Annotated in this window: 12 protein-coding genes and 1 pseudogene; 5 read left to right on the forward strand and 8 right to left on the reverse strand. The window is 74.2% G+C overall.

Annotation, left to right across the window (positions count from 1 at the left end; translation table 11 throughout):
- Nucleotides 1–58: 58 nt before the first annotated feature.
- On the forward strand, nt 59–913 hold the full coding sequence (locus ABDB74_RS00845; protein WP_346621048.1) for a DNA-formamidopyrimidine glycosylase family protein: 855 nt from the start codon (nt 59–61) through the stop codon (nt 911–913).
- Between the two features lie 116 nt (nt 914–1,029).
- On the opposite strand, the gene ABDB74_RS00850 is transcribed toward ABDB74_RS00845, so the two are convergent.
- From ABDB74_RS00850 to ABDB74_RS00875, 6 genes are all read right to left on the reverse strand, one after another.
- A complete protein-coding gene (locus ABDB74_RS00850) occupies nt 1,030–2,232 on the reverse strand; it encodes an MBL fold metallo-hydrolase (protein WP_346621050.1) in 1,203 nt (400 codons plus the stop codon).
- 149 nt (nt 2,233–2,381) lie between these two features.
- On the reverse strand, nt 2,382–4,829 hold the full coding sequence (locus ABDB74_RS00855; protein ID WP_346621051.1) for an FtsX-like permease family protein: 2,448 nt from the start codon (nt 4,827–4,829) through the stop codon (nt 2,382–2,384).
- A 12-nt stretch (nt 4,830–4,841) separates the two neighbouring features.
- Nucleotides 4,842–5,600, reverse strand: coding sequence for an ABC transporter ATP-binding protein (locus tag ABDB74_RS00860; RefSeq protein WP_346623825.1), 759 nt, complete (start codon nt 5,598–5,600; stop codon nt 4,842–4,844).
- A gap of 165 nt (nt 5,601–5,765) precedes the next feature.
- On the reverse strand, nt 5,766–6,464 hold the full coding sequence (locus ABDB74_RS00865; protein WP_346621053.1) for a response regulator transcription factor: 699 nt from the start codon (nt 6,462–6,464) through the stop codon (nt 5,766–5,768).
- Nucleotides 6,461–7,648, reverse strand: coding sequence for a sensor histidine kinase (locus ABDB74_RS00870; RefSeq protein ID WP_346621054.1), 1,188 nt, complete (start codon nt 7,646–7,648; stop codon nt 6,461–6,463). Before ABDB74_RS00870 ends, ABDB74_RS00865 begins: the two co-directional genes overlap by 4 nt.
- Before the next feature lie 75 nt (nt 7,649–7,723).
- Nucleotides 7,724–8,317: a hypothetical protein gene (locus ABDB74_RS00875; protein ID WP_346621056.1), complete on the reverse strand. Its 594-nt coding sequence runs from the start codon at nt 8,315–8,317 to the stop codon at nt 7,724–7,726.
- Between the two features lie 107 nt (nt 8,318–8,424).
- Here ABDB74_RS00875 and ABDB74_RS00880 point away from each other — a divergent pair, with 107 nt between their 5' ends.
- Complete coding sequence (locus ABDB74_RS00880) at nt 8,425–8,577, forward strand: hypothetical protein (protein WP_346621058.1); 153 nt, start codon at nt 8,425–8,427, stop codon at nt 8,575–8,577.
- A gap of 5 nt (nt 8,578–8,582) precedes the next feature.
- Here the strand turns inward: ABDB74_RS00880 and ABDB74_RS00885 are convergent, their stop codons facing one another.
- Together ABDB74_RS00885 and ABDB74_RS00890 are read right to left on the reverse strand one after the other, a co-directional pair.
- Nucleotides 8,583–9,905, reverse strand: a complete 1,323-nt coding sequence (locus ABDB74_RS00885) for a Rieske 2Fe-2S domain-containing protein (protein WP_346621060.1) — start codon at nt 9,903–9,905, stop codon at nt 8,583–8,585.
- Nucleotides 9,906–9,973: 68 nt separating this feature from the next.
- Nucleotides 9,974–10,387, reverse strand: a complete 414-nt coding sequence (locus ABDB74_RS00890; RefSeq protein ID WP_346621061.1) for a hypothetical protein — start codon at nt 10,385–10,387, stop codon at nt 9,974–9,976.
- Between the two features lie 194 nt (nt 10,388–10,581).
- On the opposite strand from ABDB74_RS00890, the gene ABDB74_RS00895 reads away from it, so the two are divergent.
- The 3 genes and pseudogenes from ABDB74_RS00895 to ABDB74_RS00905 all read left to right on the forward strand — a co-directional run.
- Nucleotides 10,582–10,860, forward strand: coding sequence for a DUF4212 domain-containing protein (locus tag ABDB74_RS00895; RefSeq protein ID WP_346621062.1), 279 nt, complete (start codon nt 10,582–10,584; stop codon nt 10,858–10,860).
- Nucleotides 10,857–12,590 (forward strand): sodium:solute symporter family protein, encoded by a 1,734-nt coding sequence (locus ABDB74_RS00900; protein ID WP_346621063.1) that lies wholly within the window; start codon nt 10,857–10,859, stop codon nt 12,588–12,590. The genes ABDB74_RS00895 and ABDB74_RS00900 overlap by 4 nt, the downstream gene beginning before the upstream one ends.
- Nucleotides 12,591–12,748: 158 nt before the next feature.
- Nucleotides 12,749–12,940: pseudogene (locus ABDB74_RS00905) on the forward strand (sodium:solute symporter family transporter); the annotation flags it as partial.
- Nucleotides 12,941–13,001: the final 61 nt, after the last annotated feature.

Below are 13,001 nucleotides of genomic sequence, written 5' to 3' on the forward strand. Positions count from 1 at the left end.
TGCACGAGGCACCGGTCGGGGGACGGCGGGACGTGCGGATCCGCGCGATCATGGTCGGGTGCCCGAGTTGCCCGAGGTGGAGGCGCTGGCGGCGTTCCTCCGGGAGAGCGCCGTCGGCCACGTGCTGGCGCGCGCCGACCTGGCCGCCGTCCAGGCGATCAAGACCTTCGACCCGCCGCTGTCGGCGCTCACCGGCCTGGAGATCACCGGCGCGGGCCGGCACGGCAAGTTCCTCGACCTCGACGTCTCCGGGGTGCACCTCGTCGTCCACCTGGCGCGGGCGGGCTGGCTGCACTGGCGCACCGGGCTGCCCGCCGCCCCGCCCAAGCCGGGCAAGGGGCCGCTGGCGCTGCGCGTCCACCTCGACGACGGGAACGGCTTCGACCTCACCGAGCAGGGCACCCGCAAGGGGTTGGCCGTCCACGTCGTCCGTTCCCCGGCCGAGGTGCCGGGCATCGCGCGGCTCGGGCCGGACGCACTGGCCCTCGACCGGGAGACGTTCGCCCGGCTGATGGCCGGCCGCAGCGGGCAGCTCAAAGGGGCGCTCACCGACCAGACGCTGCTCGCCGGCATCGGCAACGCCTACTCCGACGAGATCCTGCACGCCGCGCGCCTGTCGCCGTTCAAGTCGGCCGACAAGCTGAACGACGACGAACTGGTCCGTCTCTTCGACGCGATGCGGTCGACCCTCACCGACGCGCTGGACCGCCAGGTCGGTCAGCAGGCGGCGACGATGAAGGGCGAGAAGCGGTCGGGGCTGCGGGTGCACGCCCGCACCGGCCTGCCGTGTCCGGTGTGTGGCGACACCGTCCGCGAGGTGAGCTTCGCCGGCACCTCGCTGCAGTACTGCCCCACCTGCCAGACCGGCGGCAAGCCGCTGGCCGACCGACGGATGTCCAAGCTCCTGCGCTGAGCGCCGCGGGGATCAGGTGACCTGATCATGGCGCGTCCTCCCTCGTGGTCGGCGGTGAGGGAGGACGCCGCGGGGTGAGGGAGGACGACCGCCACCACCCGCGACGACCCGCGAGTTCAGCCCGGCAGCAGGGACAGCAACCGGGTCACCGTCCGCGCGAGCACCGAGGAGCCGACCCCGGCGCCCTCGTGCGGCTCGGCCGTGGAGCCCACCGCCGTCCACCAGTCGTGCACCGCCGGCGGGTCGAGGACGTCGATGCGTTCCCCCGGCTGCGGGACGACGACGTGTGCGCCGGTCCGCTCGGCGGCGGTCAGCAGGCGCTGCACGGGCTCGGCCCAGCGGTGGAAGGCCAGGTTGAACGTGGCCCAGTGGATCGGCAGCAGCACCCGCCCGCCGAGGTCGCCGTGCGCGCGCATCGCCTCCTCGGGGTCCATGTGGATGGCGTGCCAGGCGTCGTTGTACGCCCCGATCGGCAGCAGCGTCAGGTCGAACGGGCCGAACCGCGCGCCGATCCCCGCGAACGCCGGTGTGTACCCGGTGTCGCCCCCGAAGAAGACCCGGTGCCGGGGCCCGGTGATCGCCCAGGACGCCCACAGGGTGGTGTCGCGGTGGAAGTAGCGGCCGGAGAAGTGCCGTGCCTCGGTGCAGGTGAGGGCCAGCCCGCCGACCGTGTGGGTCTCCTCCCAGTCCAGCTCGACGATGCGCGCCTCCGGCACGCGCCACTTGCGCAGGTGCTCGCCGATGCCCAGGGGGACGACGAAGGGCGCCGTCTGCGTGGCGAGCAGCGTCCGGACGGTGGGCAGGTCGAGGTGGTCGTAGTGGTCGTGGGAGATGAGGACGGCGTCGACCGGGGGGAGGTCCTCGAGGGCCATCGGGGGCTCGTGCAGGCGGGTCGGGCCGAACACCGGCGACGGCGAGACCCGGTGGCCCCACACGGGATCGACCAGGACGCGCTGACCGTCGACCTCGAGCAGCGCACTGGCGTGCCCGAACCAGGTGACCGCGAGGTCGGCGGCGTCGTCCGGCAGCTCGGCCTGCGCCAGCGGGATGGGTCCGCCCGGCAGCCCGACGTGCCGCTCCTCGTGCCACTGCCGCAGCAGCCCGTCGCGGGTGTTCGCGGGGGACAGCGCCGGCGTCGGCATCCGGTTGTGGAACTTGCCCTCGGAGAACTGCGGCGAGCCGGCCACGATGGGACGGAGCCGGCGGCGGTGGGCGCCCAGGGCGGTCGGCAGACCCCACGCGGCCGCGGTCAGCCAGCCGACGGGACCGGCGAGAGCGGCGGCGGTCAGGGCGGCGCGACGAGCGAGGGGGGACGGCACGGTCCCAGCATCCCAGCCCGAGATGGATGGCGGCTGTGAAGCGAGCGACGTCTGTCCGACCTCAGCGTGGAGCGTCCTCCCTCACGGTGGGCGCTGAGGGAGGACGCTGCACGATCAGGTCACCTGATCATCACCTGATCATCGCCGGGTCAGCCGGCGATGGCGGCCACCGGTGGGGTCCGCGCCGCCCGGCGGGCCGGCAGCACGGAGGCGAGCAGCCCGGCCACCGTCGCGACCAGCACGATCGCGCCGACCTGCAGCCACGGCACGCTGATCACCACCTCGCCCATCTCGCCCAGCGCCGAGGCGGCCCCGACCAGCCCGTAGGCGCCGCCGACCAGCACGCCCAGCACCGCGGCCACGCCGGCGACGAGCACCGCCTCCCATGCCAGCAGCGCGCGCAGCTGGCCGCGGGTCAGGCCCAGCGCACGCAGCAGGCCGCTCTCCTGCCGCCGTTCGACCACCGACAGCGCCAGGGTGTTGCCGACGCCGATGAGCGCGATGAGCACCGCCACGCCGAGCAGCCCGGTGACCACCAGCAGCAGGACGTCGACCACCTCGTCGATCGCGGCCCGCTCGCTGGCCAGCCCGGTGACGAACGAGGCGGGCAGCGCGTTGCCGGCCAGGTCGGTGATCTCGTCGATCGCCGCCGTCTGGTCGGCGGTGTCGGCCAGCCGCACCCACATGGTGTCCACCGGCGCTCCGGGCACCAGCGCCTCCAGGTCGGTGGCCGCCAGCAGCGGGTAGTCGGTCTCGCCGGCCACCACGGTCAGCGTGCGGGACCGGTCGCCGGCGGTCAGGGTCACCGGGTCGCCGGCCTGGACCCCCCAGTACTCGGCGCTCCAGCCGTCGAGCATCACCTGCCCCGGCTCGGGCAGCGTCGTGTCGGCCGTCGAGCGCAGCACGGGCAGCGCCTCCGCCGCGTCGACGCCGCCGGCCAGGGTGGGGGTGTCGCCCGGCCCGGTGAGCTCGGCCCCGGTCAGCGCGGTGGTGGCGACGACGCCGTCCACCGATGCCAGCTGCCCCTGCAGGGAGCTGGTCAGCTCGTCGCCCGAGCCGCTGACGACCACGTCGGTCGGGTAGGCCGCGGCGAGGCCGGCCTGGGCGGTCGCCCGGGTCGAGCTCGCGCCCACCACCATCGCGGTGGTCAGGGTGACACCGATGAGCAGCGCGGTGGCGGTGGCCGCCGTCCGGCGGGGGTTGCGGGTGGCGTTCCCGGTGGCCAGCCGCGCCGGGAGCCCGCCGAACCGGCCGAGGAGCCGGCCCGCAGCGGCCACGATCGGTGGCACGGCCCGCTGCGCGAGCAGCAGCAGGCCCAGCGCGCTGAGCACCCCGCCGGCCAGCGAGACGAGGATCTGCGCGGTCACCACGCCCAGGGCCATGAGCCCGACGCCGGGGACGGCGAGCAGCAACCCGGCGACCAGCCGGGCGACGCCCCCGCGGGAGCGCAGCGGCGCCGGGTCGGTGGGCCGCAGCGCGGCGAGCGGGGCTACCCGGGTGGCGGCGCGGGCCGGGGCCAGCGCGGCGATCAGCGTGGTCGCCGTGCCGACGGCGAGGCCGACCAGCACGGCGTACAGCGGCACCGACACCCCGGAGAGCGGGACGGGGGAGTCGATCCCCGACACCACCGCGGAGACGGCGGCGGAGAGCCCGATGCCGGCGAGCACGCCGACCACGGAGGCGGCCAGCCCGGTGAGCAGGGCCTCGCCGAGCACGCTGCGGCGCACCTGCCGGGCGGTGGCGCCGACGCAGCGCAGCAGCGCCAGGTCGCGGGTGCGCTGGGCCAGCAGGACGGCGAACGTGTTGGCGATGACCAGCCCGGCGACGACGACGGCGATGGTGGCGAACACCAGCAGCGCGGTGGTCAGCCAGGTGGCGTCGCCGGTCATGGCCGCCACGGACTCCTCGGCCTGCTCCGTGCCGGTGCGGACCGTGACGTCGGCGTCGGACAGGGCCGCGCGCACCTCGCCGGCCAGCACCTCGGCGTCGGCGGTCCCGGCGATCCGCAGCTCGGTCGGCTCGATCGCGCCCCAGGCGCGGGCCTGGTCGGCGACGACGTAGGCCTTGCCGTAGATCCCGGCGGTGGGGTCCCCGCCCAGGTCGACCACGCCGGTCACGGTGGTGTCCGTGGTGATCTCGGTGCCCTCGGCGTCGAAGCTGGTGACGGGGACGACGTCGCCGACCGCGGCACCGACGCGCTCGCTGACCGCGATCTCGCCCGGCCGTACGGGCAGTGCGCCGTCGGCGAGCTGCTGCCAGCGCAGCTGCGGGTCGGCGGCCACCGACTCCACCAGCAGGTACTGGGCGCCGGTGCGCCCGGGGGTGACTGCCTGCACGGAGGTCTGCCAGGTCGGGTCGACGGCCTGCACGCCGCCCAGCCCGGTGAGGGTGTCCACGTGCCCGGCCAGCCCGGTACCGCTGCCGGAGGTGACGACCACGGCGGTGTCCACGTACTGGGCGCCGGCCGCCTTCAGCACGGTGGCGCGGGTGGTCTCGTTGAGCACCAGGGTGGCGACCACGAAGCCCACGGCGATGACGATCGCGAGGGTGGAGGCGATCAGGCGGGGCAGGTGCGCCCGGATGCTCGCCAGCGTCACTGCGCGCACGGTTCAGGCCCCCAGGCCGCGGAGCGCGTCGAGCACGGAGGCCACGGTCGGGTCGGTGAGCTCGCCGGCGAGCCGTCCGTCGGCCAGCAGCACCACGCGGTCGGCGTAGGCGGCGGCCGAGGCATCGTGGGTGACCATGACGACGGTCTGGCCGGTCTCCTTCACGCTGGAGCGCAGCAGGCCGAGCACCTCGGCGCCGCTGCGGGAGTCGAGGTTGCCGGTGGGCTCGTCGGCGAAGACGACGTCGGGGCGCGCGAGCAGGGCGCGGGCGATGGCCACCCGCTGCTGCTGGCCGCCGGAGAGCTCGTGCGGGCGGTGGCCCAGCCGCTCGCGCAGCCCCAGCCGTGCGACGACGTCGTCGAACCAGACGGGGTCGGGGCGCTGCCCGGCCAGCTGCATCGGCAGCACGATGTTCTCTCGCGCGGGCAGCACCGGCAGCAGGTTGAACGCCTGGAAGACGAACCCGATCCGCTGCCGGCGCAGCGTGGTGAGCTGGTCGTCCCGGAGGCGGGTCAGCTCGGTGTCGCCCAGCCACACCTGCCCGGCCGTGGCGGTGTCGAGCCCCGCCAGGCAGTGCATCAGCGTGGACTTCCCGCTGCCCGAGGGGCCCATGATCGCGGTGAACTCGCCGCGGGCGAAGGTGACGTCGACGCCGGCGAGCGCGTGCACGGCGGTCTCGCCGCTCCCGTAGGTCTTGCGCAGGCCGGTGGCGCGGACGGCGGCTGCGGCGAAGGACGCCGGTGGCTCACCGGGGACGGTCATGACGGGGACGGACACTGGATGCCTCCGAGGTCGGGTACGACGACGCTGATCACGTTCTCGCCGCGAGGCGTCGTCCCGCGTCGGAGCGCAGGACGATCTCCGGTGTCATCCCCAGGGAGGACGTGCGGTGCCGGAAGGGCCCCGTGTGGGGGACCCGGGGCCCCCCTACGCGTTGCGGAGCAGGTCCGCCGGGGCGACCAGCCCGGTGCGGTAGGCCAGGACGACGGCCTGGACCCGGTCGCGGGAGCCGGTCTTGGCCAGCACTCGCCCGACGTGCGTCTTGACGGTCGCCTCGCTCACGAAGAAGTGCGCGGCGATCTCGCCGTTGGTCGCGCCGTAGGCCATCTGCTCCAGCACCTCGCGCTCGCGCTGGGTGAGCGCGGCCAGGCCCGGATCCGCCTCACCGGCCGGCACGACCGGCCCCCCGCCACGCAGCATCGGGGCGACGTGCTGCAGCAGCCGGCGGGTGGAGCTGGCCGCGATGACCGAGTCGCCGGCGTGCACGGTGCGGATGGCGTCCAGCATGTCCTCGGGGGCGGCGTCCTTGAGCAGGAAACCGCTGGCGCCCGCCCCGATGGCGGCCATCACGTACTCGTCGAGGTCGAAGGTGGTCAGGACGAGCACCCGCGGTGGCTCGGGCAGCTCGGTCACCTGCCGGGTGGCCTCGATGCCATCGGTACCGGGCATGCGGATGTCCATGAGGACGACGTCGGCGGGTGTGCGCGCCAGCAGCTCCACCGCCGCCGCGCCGTCGCCGACCTCGCCCACGACCGTGAGGTCGGGCTGCGAGTCGATCACCATGCGGAAGCCCGCCCGCACCATCTGCTGGTCGTCCACGAGGACGACCCGGATCCGCTCGCTCATCGGACCGAACGGTAGGGCAGCGCCGCGTGCACGCCGAACCCGCCACCGTGCCGCGGACCGGCGTCGAGCCGGCCGCCGTGCAGCTGCGCCCGCTCGCGCATCCCGCGCAGGCCCTGGCCCTTGCCGTCGGAGCCGGTCACCGCTGCCGAGGCGCCGCGGCCGTCGTCGAGCACGGACAGCTCCAGCGCGTCGGGCCGCCACTGCAGGCGCACCCACGCCCGCCCGGCGGGGCCGGCGTGCTTGAGCACGTTGGTGAGCGACTCCTGCACGATCCGGTAGGCGGCCAGCTGGGGGCCGGCCGGCAGCGGCCGGGGCGTCCCCTCCACGATGAGGTCGACGTCCAAGCCGCTGGCCCGCACGTCCTCGACGAGGGCGGGGATCGCGTCGACGTCCGGCTGCGGTGCGTACTCCTCGCCGCCGCCGTCGCGGAGCACGCCGAGCAGGGCGCGCATGTCGGTCAGCGCCTGCCGGCCGGTCGCCGCGATCGCCTCCAGCGCGTCGGTGGCCGCCTGCGGGTCGGCCTTCCCGGCGTAGCGGCCGCCGTCGGCCTGCGCGATGACGACCGACAGCGAATGGGCGACGACGTCGTGCATCTCGCGGGCGATGCGGGCGCGCTCGGCGGTCGCGGCCAGCCGCATCTCCTGGTCGCGCTCGAGCTCCAGCAGCTGCGCGCGCTCCTCGAGTGCGGCGAACCGCTGGAGCCGTGCCCGCCGGAGGTCGCCCAGCGCCCATGCGGCGACCACCGAGACGCCGATCGCGCCCGCGGTGAGGATCGTGCTGTAGGCGAGGGTCTCTCCGAAGTACCGCACGGCGGCGAGGACCGCGCCGGCCAGGCCGATGCCCAGCCCGGCCTGGCTCGCCCAGCGCGGGGCGTAGCCGGCCAGCGAGTAGACCATCACCAGGGCCGCGTAGTTGGCGGCGAGGAACTGGTCGACGACGACCAGTTCGAGCAGGCCGGCCGCGACGACGGCCGCCGCGGCGTGGACCGGCGCCCGGCGCCGCCACGCCAACGGCGCCACGAGCAGCACGCCGACGACGAACGCCGCCGCCTCGCCCGGCCAGTAGGCGCCGGCGGGCAGGACGACGGTGACCAGGCCGATGAGCGCGGCCAGCCCGGCGTCGACGACGAACGGTCGGTCCCGCAGCCAGGGGACCAGGCCCTCGGCGTCGGCAGACCTCTCCATGGCAGCGAGCCTAGGGAGCGCGGCGGCCGGTCTCGTCGCCCCTCGGGATGATCCGGTGGTCCTCCCCCGGGAGGATCAGTTGTCGGGGCTGGGGTCCTCGTCCGGCTCCGGCACGTCCCCACCGACGCCGCCGGTGGGCTCGGCGGCGACCATCGCCTCGATGGTCACCTCCTGGCCGTTGGCGAAGGAGAAGGTGACCGGGATCGACTGCGAGGACCGGAGGTCCCGGTCGAGATCGGTGAGGAGCACGGTGGGCATGTCCATCGCGCCGACGTAGAGGTTGTCGTTGCCGTCGACCTCCACGGCCGAGGCGGTCATCTCCTCGCCGGAGGGGGACAGGAACACCGCCTCGGCGAAGTCGTCGCCGGTGATCTCCTCGAGCGCCACGGGCTCGGAGCCGCTGTTGGTCAGCGTGAAGGTGAGCGGGGCGTCCTCGCCGGTGCTGTAGATCTCGTCGGACGGGTAGGGCAGCTCCACGTCGACGACGCTGACGTCCTCGGTGACGAACTCCTCGGGCCCGGCGTTCCCGCCGTCGACCTCCAGGCCGGGCTCCTGGGCCGGGTTGGCCGACTCGTCGTTCAGGTTCTCTCCCACCCCGCAGGCGGTGAGCGACAGCGCCGCGGCGACGGTGGCGGCGGCGAACGGGTGCGTGAGCGAGCGGCGCGGCATGCTGGTCCTTCCGGCGGGGCGTTCGACGTCCCTGGCCTACCCGGCAGAGGCGCACCGCTACACCGCCGGCCGGACCGCAACCAAGTTGTCGCATTCGGGAGGTGGACGTGGCCGGTACCGATCCGCCCAGCACCCCGCCCGACGAGGGCGGCGACCCCGCCTGCTGGCTGCGCCGGGTCTGCCCCGAGTGCGGCGGTCTCGCGGACGAGGATCCGCCCGCCCGCTGCCCCCGGTGCGGGGCCGAGCTGCCCGTGGAGTGAGCCGGTCAGGCCGCCGCGCGCGACCGCCCGGCCATCCGGAAGTCGCACAGGGCGTCCCGGAGCGCGACACCCAGCCGGTCGGCCGGCAGGTGCAGCTCGTCGCGCCGGTCCAGGGGCAGCCCGGACGGTGCCGTCCCGGCGAGCAGGGCCAGATCGGCGTCGAGCGCCCGCTGCTCCGCGGCGGCGTGGTCGGCGAGCAGCGCCGGGGAGGGCAGCGGCCGACCGGGGCCGGCGGACAGCAGGATCCGGGTCAGCACGCGGGTCGAGTCGAGGTCCTCGGGCTGCAGGAGCGTGAGCGTCGTCGTCGTCGCCCCGGAGTCGAGCTGGTCACGGCGGATGCGCAGCCGGAACGGCGCCCGGTGGACGTAGGTGACCCTCCTGCGCTGGCGCAGCGGCCGCCCGCCGAGGACGACCTCCGGGTCCAGCGGGTCGTCGCACCACTGCTCCTGCGTGCTGGTGAAGCCGCCGGCCTCCGGTGTGACCTCGTAGGGCGGCACCTCGGGGTGGTCGGCGGCGCCGGTGTCCCCGTGCACGAACGGCAGCCGGGCGACGTCCAGCAGCAGGTCGGCGACGACCGCCGCCGGCGCGGAGGTGCGGCGGGGGACGAGCCAGCGGGAGAGGAACCGGCGGTCCGCGGCCTCGGGCAGGTCGAGGGGGACGTCGGCCGGCTCCCGCGGTGCGAGCTCCACCACGCCCCGCCGCTCGCGGACGCCCGAGGCCGGCGGGTCGACGACCAGCTCCTGCCCGTCCCGCCGCAGCGTCCAGGTGCATCCCAGCAGCCGGACCTGCAGCCAGCCGCCCGGGCGCAGCTCCGCGGAGAGGGCTACCGGGTGCCAGGCGTGCGCGAGGGAGGGGTCGAGGTTGCCGAAGACCGGCCCGGCCGGCTCGGGAGCGGGTGGTGCCGGCTCGGGGCGCGGCGGCTGCGCCGGGCGGGCCGGCACGGCGGCCGTGGTCCGCTCCGGCGCGAGCCAGACCCAGCCGTGCCGCTCCTCCACCGCCCACGGGAGCGGCAGGTCGGCGCGCGGCGGTGGGGTGCCCGCCGGCCCGAGGGAGGGCGCCGTGGTGCAGCGGCCGTCGGCGTCGAACCGCCAGCCGTGCCGCGCGCACTCCAGCCGGCCGTCGACGACGGTGGCCGCGGCGAGGGGGACGGCCCGGTGGGGGCACCGGGCGGGGAACGCCGTCACCTCGCCGCCGGGCCGCAGCCGGACGATGACGTACGCCCGCCCGTCGGCGCCCACCGGCACCGGCGTCGTCCCGACCTGGGCGGCGGGGGCGACCGGGAACCAGCCCGTCGGCGAGGCGGCGGAGGAAGCACTGAACAGGGCCATGCGCCATTGCAGGGCCGGCCGGTTCCGACGCGGTTACGGGCGGCGCAACATCGTGCGCCGGTGACGGGTCAGTCCGTCGGGAGAGCTCCCCGTGAGGCGCGGAACAACGAGACCGCGGCGGACCCGGCCAGGACCCCGCCGCCGACGGTCAGGACCAGGCCCGGGCCGGGCGCCCAGCCCGAGAAGCCCACGAGGTTCGCGAGGTGCAGCACCTGCCACAGCGGGAGGGCGAGGGCCACCACGGCCAGGACCGCCGCGTGCACGGCGGCGAGGACCTGGGAGCGGATGATCGCCCCGGCGATGCCGAGCACCGCCGCGTACATGGTCCACAGCCCGGCGCCCCGGACGCCCGAGACGTTGCCCGCGGCGGTGGCCACCCAGGGGAGGAAGGCGCCGAAGAGCACCATGAGCGCGGCGCCGAGCAGACGCCTGCTCCCGGGGCTGCGGCGTCGGTCGCGGCGCCCCGACTGCCGTGCACTCATCGCCATGAGGACAGGACTCTAGGTCCTGCGGCGCCATCCCGACAGCCCGTCAGCGGCGGGTCCGCCCGGTGCTCCATCGACGATCACGACCCCGTTGCAGTTGCCACTCCATTGATTGACCCCACCCGACTGGTCTGGTTCTCTTTCCGCGCGTGTGTGACCTGACGCACACGCTGTGACCTCTGGAGGAGCGGGTGGACGCTACACAGCGCAAGGACTACTGGCGGAGGAATCTCCGCCTGATGAGCGTGCTGCTCGTCATCTGGGCACTGGTGTCGTTCGGCGCGGGGATCCTCTTCGTCGAGCCGCTGAACAGCGTCGAGATCCTCGGCTTCCCCCTCGGCTTCTGGTTCGCCCAGCAGGGGTCCATCGTCACCTTCGTCGTCCTCATCGCCGTCTACGTCTGGCGGATGGACAAGCTCGACGCCGAGTTCGGCATCGACGAGTACGAGGAGGAGGTCCACCACTCATGAGCGACATCCAGGTGTGGACGCTCGTCTTCGTCGTCATCACGTTCGGCATCTACATCTACATCGCCTACGCCAGCCGGGTGTCCACCACGTCCGGCTTCTACGTCGCCGGTGGCGGTATCCCGGCGCCGGCCAACGGCGCCGCGATCGCGGCGGACTGGATGAGCGCCGCGTCGTTCATCTCGATGGCGGGCATCGTCGCGTTCGCCGGGAACGGCTACGCCGGCTCCGTCTACCTGATGGGCTGGACCGGCGGCTACGTGCTGCTGGCCCTCCTGCTGGCGCCCTACCTGCGGAAGTTCGGCAAGTACACGATCCCGGACTTCGTCGGTGACCGGTACTCCGAGACCGCCCGCCTGGTTGCGGTCGTCGCGGCGATCGTCGTCTCGTTCGTCTACGTCGCCGGGCAGATGGCCGGCGTCGGCCTGGTCTTCCAGCGGTTCCTCGGGGTCGGCACCACGGCCGGTGTGGTCATCGGCATGGTGATCGTCTTCTTCTACGCCGTGCTCGGCGGCATGAAGGGGATCACCTGGACGCAGGTCGCCCAGTACTCCGTCCTGATCGTCGCCTACCTCATCCCCGTGGTGGCGATCTCCGTGCAGATCACCGGGAACCCCGTGCCGCAGATCGGGTTCGGCGAGATCCTCGGCGAGCTCGACGGGCTGCAGGAGGACCTCGGCTTCGCCGCGTACACCGAGGCCTTCACGCAGACCACCATGCTGAACATGGTGCTGATCACCGCGGCACTGATGTTCGGGACCGCCGGCCTCCCGCACGTGATCGTCCGCTTCTACACCGCCAAGAGCGTGCGTGCCGCCCGGTACTCGGCGCTGTGGGCGCTGTTCTTCATCGCCCTGCTCTACACCTCGGCCCCGGCGGTGGGCGCGTTCAGCAAGCTGAACTTCATCGACCAGATCGCGGGCACGCCGATCGGCGAGACGCCGGGGTGGTTCAACACCTGGGCCGACGTCGGGCTGATCGAGGTGACCGACGTCGACGGGGACGGGGTCATCGACTACGGCCCCGAGACCGGCGAGCTGGTGATCAACAACGACATCATCGTTCTCGCGACGCCGGAGATCGCCGGTCTGCCGGCGCCGGTGGTCGGGCTGGTGGCGGCCGGCGCGCTGGCCGCGGCGCTGTCCACGGCGTCCGGCCTGCTCCTGGTCATCTCGTCGTCGGTGGCCAACGACGTGTACTACAAGCGGGTCAACCCGCAGGCCACCGAGGCCCGCCAGCTTCTGGTGGGCCGGATCGCGATGGGGGCGGCCATCCTCGTGGCCGGCTACCTGGGCATCAACCCGCCCGGCTTCGTGGCCCAGGTGGTGGCGCTCGCCTTCGGCCTGGCCTGTGCCAGCTTCTTCCCGATCCTCGTGCTCGGGATCTTCTGGAAGAAGACCACGGCAGCCGGAGCGACCGCCGGCCTTGCAGCCGGTCTCGGCACCACCGTCGCGTACATGCTGTGGACGATCGACATCTACGGCAACAGCGACGGCCTGTTCGGCATCCCCGAGACCGGCTTCGGCACGATCGGCATGCTGATCAACTTCGTGGTCACCATCGTGGTGTCGCAGTTCACCACGAAGCCGTCGCCGGTGATGCAGGAGCTGGTGGAGGAGATCCGCTACCCCGGCAAGAGCCGGCTCGTCGCGGCGCACGCCGAAGGCCACCTGGACGAGGTGATCCACGAGGGGAGGCCGGGGGAGCCGCCGCAGGAGCCGCGGTCCCACTGACGAAGGACCGCTCCCGCCGTCGCGTGGCGCGCGTCCCCACACGGGGGCGCGCGCCTCGCGCGTTCAGGCGGACGGCCCAGCGGGCCGCGAAACCGCCGAGGACCACGAGGCCGGCGACGGCGTGCCGGCCGGGCGAGGTCACCGGGATCCCCGCGGTGGTGGCCGGCCTGGCGATCACCGCGTCGGCGTCGTTCGCCCACGACGTCTACGCCTCGGTGATCAAGAAGGGCGACGTCCCGCCGAACGGTGAGGTCGAGGTCGCCCGGATCACCGCCGTCGTCATCGGCGCGGTGGCGATCGGGCTGGGCATCCTGGCGCTGCGCGCCGGGCTGAACATCGCCTTCCTCGTGGCGCTGGCCTTCGCGGTGGCCGCCTCGGCGAACCTGCCGACGATCCTCTACACGCTGTGGC

Source organism: Blastococcus sp. HT6-4 (genome assembly GCF_039679125.1).
GTDB classification, from domain to species: Bacteria; Actinomycetota; Actinomycetes; order Mycobacteriales; family Geodermatophilaceae; genus Blastococcus; species Blastococcus montanus.

Excerpts from the sequence above, each read along its gene's own strand:
- ABDB74_RS00865 (WP_346621053.1), bottom strand. The coding sequence starts at position 6,464 with ATGAGCGAGCGGATCCGGGTCGTCCTCGTGGACGACCAGCAGATGGTG.
- ABDB74_RS00870 (WP_346621054.1), bottom strand. The coding sequence starts at position 7,648 with ATGGAGAGGTCTGCCGACGCCGAGGGCCTGGTCCCCTGGCTGCGGGAC.
- ABDB74_RS00875 (WP_346621056.1), bottom strand. The coding sequence starts at position 8,317 with ATGCCGCGCCGCTCGCTCACGCACCCGTTCGCCGCCGCCACCGTCGCC.
- ABDB74_RS00885 (WP_346621060.1), bottom strand. The coding sequence starts at position 9,905 with ATGGCCCTGTTCAGTGCTTCCTCCGCCGCCTCGCCGACGGGCTGGTTC.
- ABDB74_RS00860 (WP_346623825.1), bottom strand. The coding sequence starts at position 5,600 with ATGACCGTCCCCGGTGAGCCACCGGCGTCCTTCGCCGCAGCCGCCGTC.
- ABDB74_RS00890 (WP_346621061.1), bottom strand. The coding sequence starts at position 10,387 with ATGAGTGCACGGCAGTCGGGGCGCCGCGACCGACGCCGCAGCCCCGGG.
- ABDB74_RS00900 (WP_346621063.1), top strand. The coding sequence starts at position 10,857 with ATGAGCGACATCCAGGTGTGGACGCTCGTCTTCGTCGTCATCACGTTC.